This is a genomic window from Thalassovita mangrovi (assembly GCF_009857745.1).
In the GTDB taxonomy this organism is placed as follows: Bacteria; Pseudomonadota; Alphaproteobacteria; order Rhodobacterales; family Rhodobacteraceae; genus Thalassobius; species Thalassobius mangrovi.
This window is the reverse complement of sequence record NZ_WWEN01000001.1, coordinates 290,222-309,124: the sequence shown is the minus strand read 5'-3', so window position 1 is coordinate 309,124 and position 18,903 is coordinate 290,222. Positions and strand designations below refer to the sequence as shown.

Below are 18,903 nucleotides of genomic sequence, written 5' to 3'. Positions count from 1 at the left end.
GTCAGCGGCTGTTTTCGGTCAGCCGGCGTTTCACATAGTCGGTGACCGTGCCGATCATTTCGTCCATGTGTTCGGGCTTTTCGAAGAAATGGCCCGCGCCTTCGATCTGTTTGTGGGTGATGGTGATGCCCTTTTGTTCGTGCAGCTTGTTCACCAGCGCCTCGGTATCGGCGGGCGGCGCCACGCGGTCGGCGGTGCCGTTGATGATCAGGCCCGAGCTGGGGCAGGGGGCGAGGAACGAAAAATCGTACATGTTGGCCGGCGGCGCCACCGAGATGAAGCCGGTGATTTCCGGCCGCCGCATCAAGAGCTGCATGCCGATCCAGGCGCCGAAGCTGAAGCCCGCGACCCAGCAATGCTTGGAATTGGAATTCATCGACTGCAGGTAATCGAGCGCCGAGGCCGCATCGGACAGCTCGCCAATGCCCTGATCGTATTCGCCCTGGCTGCGCCCGACGCCGCGGAAGTTGAACCGCAGCACGGTGAAGCCCATGTTGTAGAAGGCGTAATGCAGGTTATAGACGACCTTGTTGTTCATCGTGCCACCGAATTGCGGATGCGGGTGCAGGACGATGGCAATCGGCGCGTCGCGGTCTTTTTGCGGGTGATAGCGGCCTTCAAGGCGGCCTTCGGGACCGGGAAAAATGACCTCGGGCATTGCGTGCCTGTCTCCTGCATACTAGGTGGGCGGTTATTCTTGACGAATTCGCTCAAGCACCTTAGAATTGTTCTAAATTGCCGGTGGTAAGCCGGGCGGGTTCTAGCGAGATAAGCCTTGCTGGCCTGATCGTCAATCGTTCGCAAAGGAAGACAGCGTTGAAACTCAGTACCAAGGGTCGTTATGCCATGGTCGCCCTGGCCGATATCGCCTTGCAGGACGAAGGCGCGCTGGTCACTCTGGGCGAGATTTCCAAGCGCCAGGACATATCGCTGCCCTATCTGGAACAGCTTTTCGTCAAGCTGCGCCGGGCCGGGCTGGTCGAATCGGTGCGCGGCCCGGGCGGCGGTTACCGGCTGGCGCGGCCGCCCAGCGAAATTCGCGTGGTCGAGGTGCTGTCGGCGGTCGATGAAACCGTGGACGCGATGCACAAGGGCGCGGGCGCCAGCGGCGCCGCGTCGGGGTCGAAGGCGCAGTCGGTGACCAACCGGCTGTGGCAGAGCCTGTCGGCGCATGTCTATGTCTTCCTGCACCAGGCGCGGCTGTCCGACGTGGTGGGCAATGAACTGGCCCCCTGTCCGGCGGTGCCGAACCTGTTCGACGTGGTGGACGAGGAATGAGAGTTCGCGCTCATATCGCTTTGCGCGCGCGGCGGGGGAAGGGGGCGCTGCCCCCTCTTGGCCTTTGGCCAATTCACCCCCGAGGTATTTTCGCCAAGATGAAACCGGGGGCGTGATGGGGCGGGTTTACCTGGATCATAACGCCACCACGCCGCTGCGGGCCGAGGCGCGCGAGGCGATGATCGCGGCGATGGACGTGTTCGGCAATCCGTCCTCGGTCCATGCCGAGGGGCGCGCGGCGAAGGCGGTGGTTGAGAAGGCACGCGGCCAGGTGGCTGCGGCATTGGGGGCCGAGGGGGCCGATGTGGTCTTTACCTCCTCCGCGACCGAGGCGGCGGCGTTGTTCTGCGCCGGGCGCGGCTTTCATGGCGCCTGGGTCGAACATGATGCAGTTGCGTCCTGGGTTAAACCGGACCTGCCGGTGGATGCGGCGGGGCGGGTGACGGTCGCCGATCCGGGGAGTGCGGTATTGCAGCTGGCCAATTCGGAAACCGGCGTGTTGCAGGATCTGCCCGAGGGTTTGGCGCTCAGCGACATGACGCAGGGTTTCGGCAAGCTGCCGCTGGCCTTCAACTGGTCGGGGGCCACGGCGGCGCTGATTTCGGCGCATAAGCTGGGCGGGCCGAAGGGCGTCGGCGCCCTGGTGATCCGGCGCGGCACCGATGTGGCGGCGCAGCTGAAAGGCGGCGGGCAGGAAATGGGCCGGCGCGCGGGCACCGAGAACGTGATCGGCATCGCAGGGTTTGGCGCGGCGGCGGAAGCGGCGGCGCGCGATCTGTCGGATGGCAAATGGGCGCGGGTGGCGGAGCTGCGCGACAAGATGGAAGCGGCGATTTCGGCGGAAGCGCCGGAGACGGTGTTCATCGGGCGCGGTTCGAAACGTCTTCCCAACACCAGCTGTTTCGCCACGCCGGGCTGGAAGGGCGAAACGCAGGTGATGCAGATGGACCTGGCCGGGTTCGCGATCAGCGCCGGATCGGCCTGTTCGTCGGGCAAGGTGCGCGCCAGCAAGGTATTGACCGCCATGGGATATGGCGAAGACGTGGCCGCCAGCGCGATCCGGGTATCGCTGGGGCTGGAAACGACAGAGGACGACGTGATGCGCTTTGCCGACACCTGGCTGGCGAAGCAGAAGAAATTCCACGCCCGCGCGGCGTGAACCGAGACGCGAATTGGAGAAGATGATGACTGTTGTGGAAAACCCCACCGGGGCAGACAAGGTGAAGGAAGGCGTCGATCAGGAAACGGTCGATGCCGTTCGCGAGGTCGGCGGCAAATACAAATACGGCTGGGAAACCGAGATCGAGATGGAATACGCGCCCAAGGGCGTGAACCCCGATATCGTGAAGCTGATTTCGGACAAGAACGGCGAACCGGAATGGATGACCGAATGGCGGCTGCAGGCCTTTGCCCGCTGGCAGCAGATGGAAGAGCCCAAATGGGCGATGGTCAACTACCCGGAAATCGATTTCCAGGACCAGTATTATTACGCGCGCCCGAAATCGATGGAGGAAAAGCCCAAGTCGCTGGACGAGGTCGATCCCAAGCTGCTGGCCACCTATGAGAAACTGGGCATCCCGCTGAAGGAACAGATGATCCTGGCGGGCGTCGAGAATGCCGCCGACAACCCGTTCGACGGGCAAGACGGCGAACGCAAGGTCGCGGTGGACGCGGTGTTCGATTCCGTCTCCGTCGGCACGACCTTCAAGGCGGAACTGGAAAAGGCGGGCGTGATCTTCTGCTCGATTTCCGAGGCGATCAAGGAACATCCCGAGCTGGTGAAGAAGTACCTCGGCAGCGTCGTGCCGCAGTCGGACAATTTCTATGCCACGCTGAACAGCGCCGTCTTCTCGGACGGGTCGTTCGTTTACGTGCCGCCGGGCGTTCGCTGCCCGATGGAACTGTCGACCTATTTCCGCATCAACGCGGAAAACACCGGACAGTTCGAACGCACGCTGATCATCGCCGACAAGGGCTCCTACGTGTCCTACCTGGAAGGCTGCACCGCGCCGCAGCGCGACACCGCGCAGCTGCACGCCGCCGTGGTGGAGATCATCGTCGAGGAAGACGCCGAGGTGAAATACTCGACCGTGCAGAACTGGTATCCGGGCGACGAGGAAGGCCGGGGCGGTATCTACAACTTCGTCACCAAGCGCGCCGATTGCCGTGGCGACCGGGCCAAGGTGATGTGGACCCAGGTGGAAACCGGGTCGGCCGTGACCTGGAAATACCCGTCCTGCATCCTGCGCGGCGACGACAGCCAAGGCGAATTCTATTCCATCGCCATCGCCAACAACATGCAGCAGGCCGATACCGGCACCAAGATGGTGCACCTGGGCAAGAACACCAAGTCGCGCATCGTGTCGAAAGGCATCAGCGCGGGCCGCGCGCAGAACACCTATCGCGGGCTGGTGTCGATGCACCCGAAGGCGAAGAGTTCGCGCAACTACACCCAGTGCGACAGCCTGCTGATCGGCGATAAATGCGGCGCCCACACGGTTCCCTATATCGAGGTGAAGAACAATTCCTCGCGGGTGGAACACGAGGCGACCACGTCGAAAGTGGATGACGAGCAGCTGTTCTACTGCCGCCAGCGCGGTATGGACGAGGAAGAGGCCGTGGCGCTGGTCGTCAACGGGTTCTGCAAGGACGTGCTGCAGGCGCTGCCGATGGAATTCGCGATGGAAGCGCAGCAGCTGGTTGCGATTTCTCTGGAAGGGTCGGTGGGCTAAGGCCCGCCCGCTGGGGACACCGGGGGACACATGGCGCATCTGGCCAAGACATTGCTGAGCTATCTGGCGGAGGGGCTTGCCCCCATCCGCCCGATCCGCATTGCCGAGGTCTGGGGTTCCGAACCCAAGGACGCCGCCCGCGCAGCCTTGGACAAGGCCAAGACCGGACCGGCGGTGTTCAGCGCGTATTCTCAACCCCATCTTCCCGAGGAGTACCCGGCATGATCGTGACCACCACCAATTCCATCGAGGGCCGCAAGATCACCTCCTACAAGGGGATCGTCGTGGGCGAAGCGATCATGGGCGCTAACGTGGTGCGCGACATGTTTGCCGGGATCACCGATATCATCGGCGGTCGTTCGGGCGCCTATGAAAGCAAGCTGCAGGACGGACGCGACACCGCCCTGCGCGAAATGGAACAGCGCGCGGCGGCGCTTGGCGCCAACGCGATCGTCGGCGTCGATCTGGATTACGAAGTGGTGGGGCAGTCGATGCTGATGGTCGCGGCATCTGGCACAGCCGTGGTGGTGGAATAAGCGTGGATAAACGCCCCGATATCCCCAGCCGTCCCGAGCTGACGCTGCCCGAGGCAGAGGCGATTGCGCTGAGCAAAGCCTATGCCGGGGCGCAGTGCATCCTGGAATATGGCAGCGGCGGGTCCACCGTGATGGCCGCCGAGCTGGGCAAGTTGGTCTGGTCGGTGGAAAGCGATCCGGACTGGGCGCAGATGATGCGCGATTACTTCGCCGCCAATCCGCCGCTTGGCGAGGTGCATATCGTCCATGCCGATATCGGCCCGACCAAGGAATGGGGCCACCCGGTCGATGACAGCGAATGGAAGCAATTCCCGCGCTACCCGCTGGCAGTTTGGGACAAGCCGGGCTTCAGCCATCCCGACGTGGTGCTGGTCGATGGCCGGTTCCGGGTCGGCTGCGCCTTGGCGACCGCGTACCGGATCACCCGTCCGGTGACGCTTTACTTCGACGATTACGGCGACCGCAAACGGTTGCACGTGATCGAGGATTTTCTGGGCAAGCCGGACGAGATGATCGGCCGGATGGCCCGTTTCGACATCACACCAACCCCTGTGCCGCGCGACAAGCTGCTCAGGGTGGTTCAACTCATGATGCGGCCCTGACCGGCCGCCACGCGAACAGGAAAAGGAAAGACGAGATGCTGGAAATCAAGAACCTGCAGGTCAAACTGGAAGACGAGGACAAGCAGATCCTCAAGGGGCTGAACCTGACCGTGGAAACCGGCAAGGTCCACGCGATCATGGGGCCGAACGGGTCGGGCAAATCGACCCTGTCCTATGTCCTGTCGGGCAAGGACGGCTATGAGGTCACCGGCGGCGAAGCGATCATGGATGGCGAAGACATCCTCGACATGGAACCCGAAGAACGCGCCGCTGCGGGCCTGTTCCTGGCGTTCCAGTACCCGGTGGAAATCCCCGGCGTCGGCAACATGACCTTCCTGCGCACCGCGGTGAACGCGCAGCGCAAGGCGCGCGGCGAGGAGGAAATGTCCTCGACCGAATTCCTCAAGGTGGTGCGCGCCAAGGCGAAAGACCTGAAGATCGACGCCGACATGCTGAAACGCCCGGTGAACGTGGGCTTCTCGGGCGGCGAGAAGAAGCGCAACGAAATCCTGCAGATGGCGATGCTGGAACCGAAGATGTGCATCCTCGACGAAACCGATTCCGGGCTCGACGTGGACGCGATGAAACTGGTTGCCGAAGGCGTCAACGCGCTGCGCAGCGAAGGCCGGTCCTTCCTGGTGATCACCCACTACCAGCGCCTGCTGGATCACATCACCCCCGACGTCGTGCACATCATGGCCGACGGCCGGATCGTCAAGACCGGCGGCCCCGAGCTGGCGCTGGAAGTCGAAAAGAACGGCTATGCCGACATCCTGGCGGAGGTGGCGTAATGGCGTTGACGCAAACCAAGCTGGACGCGACCGAGGCGCGGCTTGCAGGATTGTGCCTGCCCGCCGGTCCCGCATGGCTGACCGAGGCGCGCGAGGGCGCGCTGGCGCGTCTGCGCGCGATGGGTCTGCCCGGGCGGGGTGACGAATACTGGAAATACACCCGGCCCGACACCCTGGTCGCCCCCGAGGTGACCAAGGCGGCGCTGTTCGAGACCGAGGAGGCTTGCGTTTTCGGCGAAGTCGACCGGCTGCAGATCGTGTTCGTCGACGGCGTCTTCGATGCGGCGGCCAGCGACGACCTGACCGGCGAAGGCATCGAGATTTCGCGCCTTGCCGATGTGGCGGCCGATATCCATTGGGCCAAGGACCTCTACGGCGTGCTGGAAACCAACGGGCAGGACCCGGTGGAACGTCCGTTGGCGGCGCTGAACAGCGCCTTCGCCACCGATGGCGTGCTGATCCGGGTGACCGGCACCGTGTCGAAGCCGGTGAACCTGACCTATTTCCACCGTTCGGAAACCTCGGACGCCATTCTGCACCACGTGGTGAAGCTGGAAGAGGGCGCCGAGCTGACCCTGCTGGAAAACGGCCCCGCCGCAGCACGCTTCAACAAGGTGCTGGAGGTCGAGGTCGCCGACAAGGCGCGCTTCCACCACATTCGCACCCAGGGGCGCGACCACGAACGCCGCGCGGCCACGCATATCTTTGCCCGTCTTGGCGCGGAAAGCCTGTTCAAATCCTTCACGCTGACCGCCAACGGGGTGATGACGCGCAACGAATGCGTGATCGAACTGACCGGTGACGACGCGGTGGCGCATGTGGCAGGCGCCTGCATGGGTGACGGCGATTTCCACCACGACGACACCGTCTTCATCACCCATGACGCGGTGAATTGCGAAAGCCGCCAGGTGTTCAAGAAGGTGCTGCGCAACGGTGCGACCGGCGTGTTCCAGGGCAAGATCCTGGTCAAGGAAGGCGCGCAGAAAACCGACGGCTACCAGATCAGCCAGTCGCTGCTGCTGGACGACGACAGCCAGTTCCTGGCCAAGCCGGAGCTGGAGATTTACGCCGACGACGTGGCCTGTTCGCACGGGTCGACCAGCGGCGCGATCGACGAAACCGCGTTGTTCTACCTGCGCTCGCGCGGTGTGCCCGAAGACCAGGCCACCGACCTGCTGGTGCAGGCCTTCCTCGCCGAAGCGGTCGATGAGATCGAGGACGAGGGACTGCGCGACGAAATCGTCGGCCGGCTGCAGGGCTGGCTGCAGCGCCGGCGCGGCTGATGTCGGTCACCCGCGATATCATCGAAACCTACAAAGGTCCGGGCCGCGTCGTGGCCCGGATGGTCGCGCGCGGCCCGCGTGAAGACCGGGCGCTGGTCATCCTGATGATCGGTTGCGTCATGGTCTTCATCGCGCAATGGCCGCGGCTGGCGCGGCAGGCCTACATGACCGGGGAAGAGCTGGACATGCTGCTGGGCGGCACGCTGCTGGCGTGGCTCTTCATCATGCCGCTGCTGCTTTACGTGATGGCCTTCATCGCCCATATCGGCGCGCGGCTCTTCGGCGGCAAGGGCACCGGGTATGGCGCGCGGCTGTCGCTGTTCTGGGCGTTGCTGGCCTCGTCGCCGGTGCTGCTGCTGCACGGGCTGGTGGCCGGATTCATCGGCGGCGGTCCGGCGCTGGACGGGGTCGGCATCCTGTGGCTGATGCTGTTCGCCTGGTTCTGGATCAGGGCGCTGATCTGCATCGAATGGGGGACCGACGATGAACCTGCCTGATCCGAAGCAACTGGCGATCGACACGCTGCGCGACCCGCGCAGCGCCGCGCGGCAGATTCTTGAACTGCGGCTGGACACGTCCCTGCTGTGGACCGCGCTGGCGCTGATCGTGGTGCTGAACGCGATCCTCAACGGGGTGACCCTGCCGCTGATGGTGGTGCCCGACATGGTGCCCGCCGCCTTCGCCTCGCCCTGGATGTTCGCGATGATCCTGGGCGGCGGTATCGTCATCGGCACTTTCATCCTGACCTGGATCGGCCAGATGATGGGCGGCAAGGCGCAGCTTTCCGATATGCTGGCACTGGTCGTCTGGCTGCAGGGGCTGCGGCTGCTGGTGCAGGCGGTGGTGTTCCTGCTGTTCTTCGCGGTGCCGATGCTCAGCGATATCCTGGCGTTGGTTGCCGGGCTGTGGGGCATCTGGATCACCGTTGCCTTCATCGACGAAGCGCAGCGCTTCGGGTCGATCTTCAAGGCGATCATGGTGCTGGTCGCGTCGATGCTGGGCATCGCGATCGGCCTTTCCTTCTTCCTGCTCCTGATCGGAGCCTCATCCGTTGGGATGTCCTGAGATGTATGACGTTGAAAAAATCCGCGCCGATTTCCCGATCCTCGCGCGCGAGGTGAACGGCAAGCCGCTGACCTATCTCGACAACGGCGCCTCGGCGCAGAAACCGCAGGTGGTGATCGACGCGATCACCCAGGCCTATTCCCACGAATACGCCAACGTCCACCGCGGGCTGCATTACCTGTCGAACCTCGCCACCGACAAATACGAGGCGGTGCGCGGCAAGGTCGCGCGTTTCCTCGGCGCGCCGGACGAAGACGAGATCGTGTTCAATTCCGGCACCACCGAAGGCATCAACATGGTCGCCTACAGCTGGGCGATGCCGCGGATGCAGGCTGGCGACGAAATCATCCTGTCGGTGATGGAACACCACGCCAATATCGTGCCCTGGCATTTCCTGCGCGAACGCCAAGGCGTGGTGCTGAAATGGGTCGATGTGGACGCCACCGGCGCGCTGGACCCGCAGAAGGTGATCGACGCGATCACCCCCAAGACCAAGCTGATCGCCATCACACAGTGTTCCAACGTGTTGGGCACCGTGGTCGACGTCAAAGCGATCTGCGACGCGGCGCGCGAAAAGGGCGTGCCGGTGCTGGTCGACGGATCGCAGGGCGCCGTGCACATGCCGGTCAACGTGAAGGAGATCGGCTGCGATTTCTACGCGATCACCGGGCACAAGCTTTATGGCCCCTCCGGGTCCGGCGCGATCTATGTGCGCAAGGAACGGATGGCGGAAATGCGTCCGTTCCTCGGCGGTGGCGACATGATCCGCGAAGTCAGCAAGGACGCGGTGAGCTATGCCGATCCGCCGATGAAATTCGAGGCCGGCACCCCGGGCATCGTGCAGACCATCGGCATGGGCGTGGCGCTCGACTACATGATGGATCTCGGGATGGAAAACATCGCCGCGCATGAGGCCGGTCTGTGCGCCTATGCGACCGAGCGTCTGACCGGGCTGAACTGGCTCAACGTGCAGGGCAATGCTTCGCACAAGGCGGCGATCTTTTCCTTCACCATGAACGGCGCGGCCCATGCCCATGACATTTCGACGATCCTCGACAAGAAGGGCGTCGCGGTGCGCGCAGGCCATCACTGCGCCGGGCCCTTGATGGATCACCTGGGCGTGTCGGCGACCTGCCGGGCGTCGTTCGGGCTCTACAACACCAAGGCTGAAATCGACACGCTGGTCGAGGCGCTGGAACTGGCGCACGAGCTGTTCGGCTGACAGGCCGGTCCGGGCGGGCTGTCCCGCCCGGATTTTTTTACCGTTCCGGGGCGGGTTACCGATTGCACCCGGAAATCGCTTGCGCTAATCAGAGCGCCAGGCACCCATAGCTCAGCTGGATAGAGCGCTGCCCTCCGAAGGCAGAGGCCTCAGGTTCGAATCCTGATGGGTGCGCCACTTTTCACCAGAAATTTAAACCGGGCGCGCTGACACCGGATTTCTAATGTTCGCATGGGCGGGCAGCGGTTCAACCGCCGTAGCGCGTCACGAAATTGCGCAGGATGATTTCCGGCTGATGCACATCGGCGGCGCGGCACATGGCGATCAGGTCGTCTGCCTCGTCGGGGTGGAAATAGCCCTTGTTCCTGTACAGCCGGATGCGCAACTCGAACACCGAACTGTCGGCCTCGGGGTGGAACTGCGTGGCGTAGACGTTTGATTTGTAACGGATCATCTGGAACGGGCAGGGGCCGGAGCTGAGCAGATGCACCGCCCCGTCGGGCAGGTGCTGCAGGGCTTCCTTGTGGCCGACAAAGGCGCCGAACCCGTCCGCGACACCGGCCAGCAGGGGATCGGCCGCGCCCGCGCCGGTCAGGTTGCAGGTGACCGCACTGACCGGTTCGCCGAAACGGTCCTTGCTGACTTTGGCGCCGAGGTGATGGCCCAGGATGCCGATGCCATAGCAACAGCCCAGGAACGGGATGTCGCCTTCGGTGATGCGCGGCATCAGCGACAATATCTGGTCCTCGATCCGCGCCTCGACCGGGTCCTTGGTTTCTGCCGGGTCGGACACGCAGCCCGGCCCGCCGCCGACGATCACCCCGGCGTAATCGGCAAGGCCGAGATCGGGCAGGCTTTGCTGATCGAGCCTGATCCGATGGGTTTGCCCCGCCGCGATGCCGCCCTTGCGCAGGAAGGCGTCATATTCGTCGTCGGCGGCTTGCGCCTCGGGGCGCAGTTGCAGGATCAGGAAGGGTTTGGTCATGGTTCACGTCCTTGCAGGTCGCTTTTTGGGTAGCGCGTTGCGGGACGTGGATCAATCATTGCGCAAACCCGGCGGGGCCGCCGCTAAAATCCATAGCTGTGGTACATGTTTGATCTGGATCAACGACGTAGCCGCAAATTTCCATGCTGACTGCAATGAGTTACGTCCAGCCAGGGGGGCCGAGCCATGCGTTACAACCTGTTCACCGGATCGGTGGCGGCCGTCCTGCTGGGACTGGCCGGGATCACCGGCGCCTGGGCGCAGGATACGGCGGCGCCGCAAATCCCCGGCTCGGGCAGCACGGCAGACCATTCCAAGTTCGAAATCCTGCAGAAGGATTTCCAATCCGGCCCCGAAGTGACCGAAGCCTGCCTGTCCTGCCATACCGAGGCCAGCGACCAGGTGATGCATTCGATCCATTTCCAATGGGATTTCACCCATCCCGAAACCGGCCAGCAGCTGGGCAAGTCGAACGTGATCAACTCCTTCTGCGGCTCGGTCGCGGGGAACGAGCCGCGCTGCACCTCGTGCCATGCCGGTTACGGCTGGGAAGACATGTCGCAACCGCCGCCGCAGCAATCCAATGCGGTCGATTGCCTGGTCTGTCACGACCGGTCCGGCCAATACACCAAATCCGCCACCCTGGCGGGGAATCCGCCGCTGGCCCCGGTGCCGCAAGGCATGAAGACCATCACCGGCGCCGATGCCTGGCCGGTGGACTTGGCCAAGGCGGCGCAATCGGTGGGGATGCCGGGGCGCGACAACTGCGGCAACTGCCACTTCTACGGCGGCGGCGGCGATAACGTGAAACACGGCGATCTGTCCTCGGCGCTCTACAGCCCGGCGAAATCGGTCGATGTGCACATGTCGCCCGAGGGCGAGAACTTCACCTGTTCGACCTGCCACGTCAGCGATCAGCACCAGTGGGACGGGTCGCGCTATGCCACCCATGCCTCGGACATGGTGGGCACCGGCAAGCCGGGATCGGCCCGCACCGTGTCGACCTGCCAAAGCTGTCACGGCACCGACCCGCACCCGGCCAATATCAAGGGCATGAAGCTGAACGACCACACCGACAAGCTGGCCTGTCAGACCTGCCACATTCCCGAATTCGCCCGCGGCGGCGTGGCCACCAAAACCTTCTGGGACTGGTCCACCGCCGGCCGGCTGAGCCCCGAAGGCAAGCCGATCGCGGAACATAACTTCACCCAGTCGGACGGCAAGGAACTGCACACCTACCTGTCGACCAAGGGCGATTTCGAATGGGAAGAGGACGTGGTGCCCTATTACGCCTGGTTCGACGGCCAGGTGGAATACACCACCGCCGACCGCGTCATCGATCCCAGCAAGCCGGTCGAGGTCAACCCGATCAAGGGCGATCCCGATGACGGCGTGTCGCGGATCTGGCCGTTCAAGCGGATGGTGGGGCGCCAAGCCTATGACACCGAGCTGAACCACCTGGTCTATACCCATGTCTGGGGCCCCACGACCGACACCGCCTTCTGGACCAATTTCGACTGGGCCAAGGCGATCGACGCGGGGATGAAGGCGGCAGGCGCCGAATATTCCGGCAAGTTCGATTTCGTCGACACCTATATGTACTGGCCGACCACCCACATGGTCGCGCCCGCCGCCGACGCGGTGCAATGCGAGGAATGCCATAGCAAGAACGGCCGCATGGCCGGTCTGACCGGGGTCTATCTGCCCGGCACCGACAGCACCGGCATCGTCGGGCTGCTGGGGCGGTTGATGGTGCTGGCGGCGATCGCGGGCGTTCTGTTCCACGCGGCGCTGAGGGTGATTTCCGGCAAGGGTAAAGGAGGGCACAAGCATGACTAAGCGCTGCGTCAAGGTCTATCCCAGGTTCGAACGGTTCTGGCACTGGTCGCAGATGACGCTGATCATGGCGCTGCTGTTCACCGGGATGGGGCTGAACGGGGTTCATTCGTTGATCCCCTTCGGGCCGGCGGTGATGCTGCACACGATCATCGCGTTTGCGCTGATGGCGCTGTGGGTGTTCGCCGCCTTCTGGCTGTTCACCACCGGAACCTGGCGGCAGTTCATTCCGACCACCGAAGGGATGTTCCAGGTCGCGCGTTTCTATGCTTACGGCGTCTTCAAGGGCGAAGAGCACCCGTACAAGAAAATCTTCTGGCGCAAGCACAACCCGCTGCAGGCGGCGACCTATTTCTTCCTGAAATGGGTGATCTTCCCGGTGATCTGGATCACCGGCCTGGCCTATCTCAGCTATAATTTCTGGGGCACCGGGGCAGAGGGCGCGCAGGCGCTGTGGGTGGTGTCCAACCTGCACTTGCTGACCGCCTATGTGATCGTCGTCTTCATCATCGTTCACGTCTATCTGCTGACCGTGGGCCACGGGTTCCGCCAGCATGTGAAGCCGATGATCACCGGCTATGACGATATCGACCTGACGCCGGAGCAAGAGGCGTATCTGGAAACCAACGAGCCGGGGCGGCTGAAGCCGGAATGCTGAGTGGGGCGCGCCCCGCCACCACTCGACAAAGAAAAAACCCGTCCGGATCGGACGGGTTTTTTTATTCGGGGATGAATGGGTTTCGTCTGTTTGCTTACGCGCCCCAGGTGCGGATCGGGCCGCAATCCATGTGCACGAAATTCGACCGCGAATAGCGGCCGACCCCGCCTGCCGAACAGGCCGCGGCGGCGCGCGCCATCTGGCTGACCGACCGCGACGCCAGCCGCAGGTCGGCGGCCTGGCCCTGCATGTGCAGCGAATTCTTGGCAACGCCGCGCGATTTCGACCGCAGCATGGCGTTGGTCTGCGGGCTGCGATAGCCCGACAGCAGCATGTAGGGTTCGGTCACATCCAGCAGGTTATGCGACGCGGCCATGATATCGATGGTGCGCGCGTCGATCTGCTTGGTGGTGTTGGTGCGCCAGTCGCGCATGAAGTGGGTGATTTCCTTCAACGCGTCGGGAATATATTCGCCCTCGATCCAGTAGATCATGTCCAGCTTTTCGCCGGTCCGGCCGGAATACATCTTGATCCGGCGGATATCGCCGGAGCCTCGAAGAAAGCCCGCTGCGTTGGAAAACGTCGGTGCCGCGGCGATCGTGGTGGCCGCAAAAGCGCCCAGCAGCCCACGCCGCGTCAAGCTCAAAGAGCTGTTTATAGTCATAGTAGCGCCCGTCCTGTCGCTGTCCTGTTGTCCGCGATGTTACGCGGAACCTGCCATCTCATCCCCAGATGCAGGCTTTTTATTACATACAAGAAACATTCCACCAAGCGCCGTTTTGGCGCGAAATGCGCATTTCAAGAGGATTCGGCGATTTTTTGCTGATAAGTGCTAAAATGTGATCGGGGGGCGGCCAAACCGCTGCACAACTGCACCAGCGCGGTCGAGATGCCGCAGTTGGAGCAAATGTGAATGGACAGAGTGGGCAAATTTCGCGAGATATGGTCGTTATATAGAAACCAGCTGATTACCGAAGGGACGTTCCCGTGCTGCCTTTGACCCGTTCTTCTTTTTCCCGTTTCGCAGCGGCTTGCCTGACCGCCTGTGTGCTGTCCTCGGTTGCGCCGCAGCCGGTGCAGGCGCAGATGCCGGCCTTCGGTCAGGCGGTTGCCGAATATGCCTCCGATGATCGTGAACTGGCGCGATTTTACCGCGAAAACGGTTTCGGCGCGGTCTGGACCGGCGAGGGCGAAGAATTCCGGCAACGGCGCCAGGCGCTGATTTCGGCACTGCAGGGCGCGGCGACCCACGGGCTGCCGGTGGCGCGTTACGACGCCGACGGGCTGATCGCGCAGATGCGCGCGGCGAAGACCCCGCGCGATCGCGGCATGCTCGACGTGGCGCTGTCCAAGGCTTACCTGCGCTATGCCCGCGACGTGCAGTCGGGCATCCTGAAGCCGTCCAATATCGACGAAGGCATGGTGCGCACGGTCAAATACCGCGACCGGGCGGAAAACATGGCCGACCTGATCAATGGCGATCCGGCCAAGGTGATGCAGAAACTGCCGCCGCAATCGCATGAATATATCCGCCTGCGGAAGGAAATGCTGCGGCTGCAGGGGCTGATGGCCCATGGCGGCTGGGGCGAAACCGTGCCCGGCAAGAAACTCGAACCCGGCGACCGGGGAGCTTCGGTGGTCAAGCTGCGCAACCGGCTGATGCGGATGGGCTATCTGGGGCGCAGCGCCACGATGGTCTATGACAAGCAGATCGAATCCGCGGTGCAGATGTTCCAGGCCGATCACGGGCTGTCGACCGATGGCGTGGCCGGGGATTCGACCCTGTCGGAAATCAACGTGCCGGTGGAACAGCGGCTGCATTCGGTGATGGTCGCGATGGAACGCGAACGCTGGCTGCCGCAGGATCGCGGCGCGCGCCACGTTCTGGTCAACCTGACCGATTTCACCGCCAAGATCATCGACGACGGCAAGGTTACGTTCGAAACCCGCTCGGTGGTCGGCATGAACCAGCATGATCGCCGCAGCCCGGAATTTTCCGACACGATGGAACATATGATCGTCAACCCGACCTGGAACGTGCCCCGGTCGATCGCGGTCAAGGAATACCTGCCGATGCTGCAGAAGGACCCGAACGCGGTCAGCCACCTGCGGCTGACAGATGCGCGCGGCCAACTGGTCAATCGCGGCGAGGTCGATTTCACCCAGTTCGACAAGGGCAACTTCCCCTTCGACATCAAGCAGCCGCCGTCGAACCGCAACGCCCTGGGGCTGGTGAAATTCATGTTCCCCAACCCGCAGAACGTTTATCTGCACGACACCCCGGCCAAGAGCCTGTTTTCGCGCGAAACCCGCGCCTACAGCCACGGCTGCATCCGGCTGCAGAAACCGTTCGAATTCGCCTATGCGCTGCTGGCGCGGCAGACCGACGATCCCGAAGGGACCTTCCACGACGTGCTGAAGACCGGGCGCGAGACCAAGATCGACCTGGTGCAGAACATCCCGGTGCACATCATCTATCGCACCGCCACCGTTCCGGCCAAGGGCAAGGCGCATTACCGCCGCGACGTTTACGGCCGTGACGGCAAGATCTGGAACGCGCTGGAACAGGCAGGGGTGGCCTTGGACGCGGTTCGCGGCTAAGTCTGTCCCCGGAAGATCACCGGGGACAATCGCATGAGCCACAGCATCAAGGAAATCGCGGCCGCTTTGGGGGCCGAGGCGTTCGGCAATACCGATCTGATCGTGTCCGGCGTGGCCGAACCGGCGATGGCACAGGCCAGTGACCTGGCGCTGGCGATGAAGCCCGATTTCGCTGCCGGCCTGTCCAAGGGGCAGGCGCGCGCGGCGATGCTTTGGGCCGGGGCCGATTGGCAGGCATTGGGGCTTGAGGCGGCGATCACCGCGCCGCGGCCGCGTTTCGCCATGGCGGGGCTGTCGGCGATGATGGACCCGGGGCAGGGGTTTGCGCCGGGTATTCACCCCTCGGCCGTGATCGATCCTTCGGCGCAGCTTGGCGATGACGTTTCCATCGGCCCGCTGACGGTGATCGGCGCGGGCGCCCGGATCGGCGCCGGATCGGTGATCGGGCCGCAATGTTTCATCGGCAACGATGCAGTGCTGGGCGAAGGCGCCTATCTGCGCGAAGGGGTCAAGATTGGCGCCCGGGTGACCATCGGCGCACGCTTCATCGCCCAGCCCGGCGCAGTGGTGGGCGGCGACGGGTTTTCCTTCGTCACGCCCGAGGAATCCACCATCGAACGGGTCCGCGACAGCCTGGGCGATCAGGGTGACCTGGCGTCGCAAAGCTATGCCCGCATCCATTCGCTGGGCAGCGTCAGCATCGGCGACGATGTCGAACTGGGCGCCAACAGCTGCATCGACCGCGGCACCGTGCGCGATACCCGCATCGGCAACGGGGTGAAATTCGATAACCTCGCCCAGATCGGCCACAACGTGGAAATCGGCAACGACTGTTTGATCTGCGCCCAGGTCGGCATCGCCGGTTCGTCACGTATCGGTCATAATGTCGTGTTAGGCGGCCAGACCGGTGTCAGTGATAACCTGTTCATTGGCGATCACGCGATCACCGGGGGCGCGACCAAGGTTCTGGCCAATGTGCCGGCCGGGCGCGTCATGCTGGGTTACCCGGCAATGAAGATGGAGACCCATATCGAGGTCTACAAAGGGTTGCGCCGCCTGCCGCGCCTGTTCAGGGACGTGGCGGCGTTGCAGAAAGCTGTTTCCAAGTCGGCAAAGACCGACTAAATGACCCTCAATCACGAGGAGAAGGCCGGGATCATGAGCATCAAGGACAAAGTGATCGAAATCATTGCAGAACAAGCGGTTCTGGAGCCATCGGACGTCACGATGGAGAGCACGCTGGAAGACCTGGGCATCGACAGCCTGGGCTTGGTGGAAAGCATCTTCGCCATCGAGGAAGCCTTCGACATCACCGTGCCGTTCAACGCCAACGAACCCGAGCAGAGCGATTTCGACATCTCCTCGGTTGCCGCCATCATCGGCGGGATTGAAAAACTGGTGTCCGAGCAAGCCGCATGAACCGCGTCGTCATAACCGGCGCAGGGACGATCAACGCGCTTGGGCATTCGGTGGCGGAAACGCTGGATGCCATGAAGGAAGGCCGCTGCGGCATCGGGGATCTGGAATTCCGCGATGTCGACCGGCTGGCGATCAAAATCGGCGGCCAGGTCAAAGACTTCGAGGCCGACGGCCGATTCAACCGCCAGCAGATGACGCTTTACGACCGCTTCACCCAGTTCACCCTGGTCGCGGCCGAGGAAGCGATGGCGCAGGCCGGGCTGGAATTCACCGGTGAACTGGCCGCAAAGGCCGGTGTCGTGCTGGGCACGGCGGGCGGCGGCGTGTCGACCTGGGACGACAATTACCGCGCCGTCTACGAAGAGGGAAAGAACCGGGTTCACCCCTTCGTCGTGCCCAAGCTGATGAACAACGCTGCGGCCAGCCACCTGAGCATGAAATACAACCTGAAGGGCCCGTCCTTCACCGTGTCGACCGCCTGTGCGTCGTCGAACCACGCGATGGCGCAGGCGTTCCAGATCGTGCGCTCGGGCATGTCCAAGGCGATGGTCACCGGCGGGTCGGAATCGATGCTGTGCTTCGGCGGCGTGAAGGCCTGGGAAGGTCTGCGGGTGATGTCGAAGGAAGCCTGCCGCCCGTTCAGCGCCAACCGCAACGGCATGGTGCAGGGCGAAGGCGCGGGCGTCTTCGTCTTCGAGGAATACGAACACGCCAAGGCGCGCGGGGCGGAAATCCTGTGCGAAGTGGTGGGCTATGCCATGTCCTCGGACGCCTCCGACATCGTGATGCCGTCGAAACAGGGCGCCGCGCGAGCGATTTCCGGTGCGTTGCAGGATGCAAGGATCAACGCCGATCAAGTCGGCTACATCAACGCCCACGGCACCGGCACGGCGGCCAATGACAAAACCGAATGCGCGGCGGTGGCCGATGTGTTCGGGCCGCATGCCGACAAGCTGATGATTTCGTCGACCAAGGCGATGCATGGCCACCTGATCGGCGCCACCGGCGCAGTCGAAATGCTGGCCTGCATCATGGCGCTGCGCGACGGGGTGATCGCACCCACCATCGGGTACGAGGAATTCGATCCCGAATGCGCGCTGGACGTGGTCCCGAACGAGGCGCGCGAGGCCTCGGTCGATTACGCCCTGTCCAACGCCTTCGCCTTTGGCGGGCTGAACGCGGTGATGGCGCTGAAAAAGGTCTGATCGCGAGGCCGCAGATGCCGTGCAGTAAAAGAAAAGGCCGCCCTTCGGGGCGGCCTTTCGCATTTCCGGAACCTGTCGGCTTACTGCCCCGGGTTCGGGGCCACCTTGTCATAGGCGGCGGTGAAGCCCTTCAGCGACATGTCGACGACAACTTGCTGATTGGGCGCAACGAAGGGCACGATCGAAATCGTCGCCTTGGAGCCGCGCTTGAATTCGGCGATTTCTTCGGCGCGCAGACCGATGCGGGCATAGCAGCCCAGACGGTCGCAGACCGAGAACGGGTAGCGTTTTGCCTGCTGGCCGTCGACCGCCAGGGTCAGCTGCGCCGTCAGCAGGGTTTCCAGCGGCACCGCGATCACCGCGCCGGCTTCGGCCTCGCCGCCGGCTTCCAGCTTGAACAGGCGGATGGTGGCCAGCATGCCGCCGTCTTCGCCCTTCATTTCCTGCAGCAGCTGGCAGGGTTCGTCATCGGTGCCGGTGCGCAGGCATTCCAGCTGCCAGTCGCCCGAGCTTTCGCGGATATAGGGTTCGACCTGCGCCTGTTCGCCCATGCTCAGGCCCGGAGTTGCTGGCTCCGCTGCCGGTTGCTGTTCGGCGTCCTGCGCGAAGGCGGCCCCGGCCAGGCTCAGTGCCGCGACGACCGGAAGAATGTTCAGAAATTTGGGCATGTTATCCCCATCTGTTGCTCGG

General features: G+C 63.4%; 21 protein-coding genes and 1 tRNA gene. 18 read left to right on the top strand and 4 right to left on the bottom strand.

Annotated features, from left to right (window positions below; translation table 11 throughout):
- Position 1: 1 nt before the first annotated feature.
- Positions 2 to 658 (bottom strand): alpha/beta hydrolase, encoded by a 657-nt coding sequence (locus GR167_RS01510; protein WP_160971668.1) that lies wholly within the window; start codon positions 656 to 658, stop codon positions 2 to 4.
- Positions 659 to 816: 158 nt separating this feature from the next.
- Here GR167_RS01510 and iscR point away from each other — a divergent pair, with 158 nt between their 5' ends.
- The 12 genes from iscR to GR167_RS01450 all read left to right on the top strand — a co-directional run bounded on the left by iscR (position 817) and on the right by GR167_RS01450 (position 9,686).
- Positions 817 to 1,278: a Fe-S cluster assembly transcriptional regulator IscR gene (iscR, locus tag GR167_RS01505; RefSeq protein ID WP_160971667.1), complete on the top strand. Its 462-nt coding sequence runs from the start codon at positions 817 to 819 to the stop codon at positions 1,276 to 1,278.
- A gap of 115 nt (positions 1,279 to 1,393) precedes the next feature.
- Complete coding sequence (locus GR167_RS01500; protein WP_160971666.1) at positions 1,394 to 2,437, top strand: cysteine desulfurase family protein; 1,044 nt, start codon at positions 1,394 to 1,396, stop codon at positions 2,435 to 2,437.
- A 25-nt stretch (positions 2,438 to 2,462) separates the two neighbouring features.
- Positions 2,463 to 4,010, top strand: coding sequence for a Fe-S cluster assembly protein SufB (gene sufB / locus GR167_RS01495; protein WP_160971734.1), 1,548 nt, complete (start codon positions 2,463 to 2,465; stop codon positions 4,008 to 4,010).
- Positions 4,011 to 4,040: 30 nt separating this feature from the next.
- Positions 4,041 to 4,235, top strand: coding sequence for a hypothetical protein (locus tag GR167_RS01490; RefSeq protein ID WP_160971665.1), 195 nt, complete (start codon positions 4,041 to 4,043; stop codon positions 4,233 to 4,235).
- Positions 4,232 to 4,546: a heavy metal-binding domain-containing protein gene (locus tag GR167_RS01485; RefSeq protein WP_160971664.1), complete on the top strand. Its 315-nt coding sequence runs from the start codon at positions 4,232 to 4,234 to the stop codon at positions 4,544 to 4,546. Before GR167_RS01490 ends, GR167_RS01485 begins: the two co-directional genes overlap by 4 nt.
- 2 nt (positions 4,547 to 4,548) lie before the next feature.
- Complete coding sequence (locus GR167_RS01480; protein WP_370741214.1) at positions 4,549 to 5,148, top strand: hypothetical protein; 600 nt, start codon at positions 4,549 to 4,551, stop codon at positions 5,146 to 5,148.
- A gap of 35 nt (positions 5,149 to 5,183) precedes the next feature.
- Positions 5,184 to 5,939: a Fe-S cluster assembly ATPase SufC gene (gene sufC / locus GR167_RS01475; RefSeq protein ID WP_160971663.1), complete on the top strand. Its 756-nt coding sequence runs from the start codon at positions 5,184 to 5,186 to the stop codon at positions 5,937 to 5,939.
- Positions 5,939 to 7,222, top strand: a complete 1,284-nt coding sequence (sufD, locus tag GR167_RS01470) for a Fe-S cluster assembly protein SufD (protein WP_160971662.1) — start codon at positions 5,939 to 5,941, stop codon at positions 7,220 to 7,222. The genes sufC and sufD overlap by 1 nt, the downstream gene beginning before the upstream one ends.
- Entirely contained in the window at positions 7,222 to 7,719 is a 498-nt protein-coding gene (locus GR167_RS01465) for a YIP1 family protein (RefSeq protein WP_160971661.1), read from the top strand. Before sufD ends, GR167_RS01465 begins: the two co-directional genes overlap by 1 nt.
- On the top strand, positions 7,706 to 8,287 hold the full coding sequence (locus GR167_RS01460; RefSeq protein WP_160971660.1) for a Yip1 family protein: 582 nt from the start codon (positions 7,706 to 7,708) through the stop codon (positions 8,285 to 8,287). Before GR167_RS01465 ends, GR167_RS01460 begins: the two co-directional genes overlap by 14 nt.
- 1 nt (position 8,288) lies before the next feature.
- On the top strand, positions 8,289 to 9,509 hold the full coding sequence (locus GR167_RS01455; RefSeq protein ID WP_160971659.1) for a cysteine desulfurase: 1,221 nt from the start codon (positions 8,289 to 8,291) through the stop codon (positions 9,507 to 9,509).
- A gap of 100 nt (positions 9,510 to 9,609) precedes the next feature.
- Positions 9,610 to 9,686, top strand: a tRNA-Arg gene (locus GR167_RS01450).
- A 70-nt stretch (positions 9,687 to 9,756) separates the two neighbouring features.
- Here GR167_RS01450 and GR167_RS01445 read toward each other — a convergent pair.
- Positions 9,757 to 10,494: a glutamine amidotransferase gene (locus GR167_RS01445; protein ID WP_160971658.1), complete on the bottom strand. Its 738-nt coding sequence runs from the start codon at positions 10,492 to 10,494 to the stop codon at positions 9,757 to 9,759.
- A gap of 186 nt (positions 10,495 to 10,680) precedes the next feature.
- Here GR167_RS01445 and GR167_RS01440 point away from each other — a divergent pair, with 186 nt between their 5' ends.
- Positions 10,681 to 12,333, top strand: coding sequence for a tetrathionate reductase family octaheme c-type cytochrome (locus GR167_RS01440; RefSeq protein ID WP_160971657.1), 1,653 nt, complete (start codon positions 10,681 to 10,683; stop codon positions 12,331 to 12,333).
- Positions 12,326 to 12,988: a cytochrome b/b6 domain-containing protein gene (locus GR167_RS01435; RefSeq protein ID WP_160971656.1), complete on the top strand. Its 663-nt coding sequence runs from the start codon at positions 12,326 to 12,328 to the stop codon at positions 12,986 to 12,988. The genes GR167_RS01440 and GR167_RS01435 overlap by 8 nt, the downstream gene beginning before the upstream one ends.
- A gap of 94 nt (positions 12,989 to 13,082) precedes the next feature.
- On the opposite strand, the gene mepK is transcribed toward GR167_RS01435, so the two are convergent.
- A complete protein-coding gene (gene mepK, locus GR167_RS01430) occupies positions 13,083 to 13,628 on the bottom strand; it encodes a peptidoglycan L,D-endopeptidase MepK (RefSeq protein WP_370741225.1) in 546 nt (181 codons plus the stop codon).
- 350 nt (positions 13,629 to 13,978) lie between these two features.
- On the opposite strand from mepK, the gene GR167_RS01425 reads away from it, so the two are divergent.
- From GR167_RS01425 to GR167_RS01410, 4 genes are read left to right on the top strand one after another with little or no spacing between them, the layout of a single operon-like run.
- On the top strand, positions 13,979 to 15,589 hold the full coding sequence (locus tag GR167_RS01425; RefSeq protein WP_503169877.1) for a L,D-transpeptidase family protein: 1,611 nt from the start codon (positions 13,979 to 13,981) through the stop codon (positions 15,587 to 15,589).
- A gap of 33 nt (positions 15,590 to 15,622) precedes the next feature.
- The gene (gene lpxD / locus GR167_RS01420; protein WP_160971654.1) at positions 15,623 to 16,714 is read left to right on the top strand and encodes a UDP-3-O-(3-hydroxymyristoyl)glucosamine N-acyltransferase; all 1,092 of its coding nucleotides are present in this window, start codon (positions 15,623 to 15,625) and stop codon (positions 16,712 to 16,714) included.
- A gap of 33 nt (positions 16,715 to 16,747) precedes the next feature.
- Positions 16,748 to 17,008 carry an acyl carrier protein gene (locus GR167_RS01415; RefSeq protein ID WP_160971731.1) on the top strand — a complete coding sequence of 87 codons (261 nt, stop codon included), beginning with the start codon at positions 16,748 to 16,750 and terminating at the stop codon, positions 17,006 to 17,008.
- Entirely contained in the window at positions 17,005 to 18,213 is a 1,209-nt protein-coding gene (locus tag GR167_RS01410; RefSeq protein WP_160971653.1) for a beta-ketoacyl-[acyl-carrier-protein] synthase family protein, read from the top strand. The genes GR167_RS01415 and GR167_RS01410 overlap by 4 nt, the downstream gene beginning before the upstream one ends.
- 80 nt (positions 18,214 to 18,293) lie before the next feature.
- On the opposite strand, the gene GR167_RS01405 is transcribed toward GR167_RS01410, so the two are convergent.
- On the bottom strand, positions 18,294 to 18,881 hold the full coding sequence (locus tag GR167_RS01405; RefSeq protein WP_160971652.1) for an invasion associated locus B family protein: 588 nt from the start codon (positions 18,879 to 18,881) through the stop codon (positions 18,294 to 18,296).
- Positions 18,882 to 18,903: the final 22 nt, after the last annotated feature.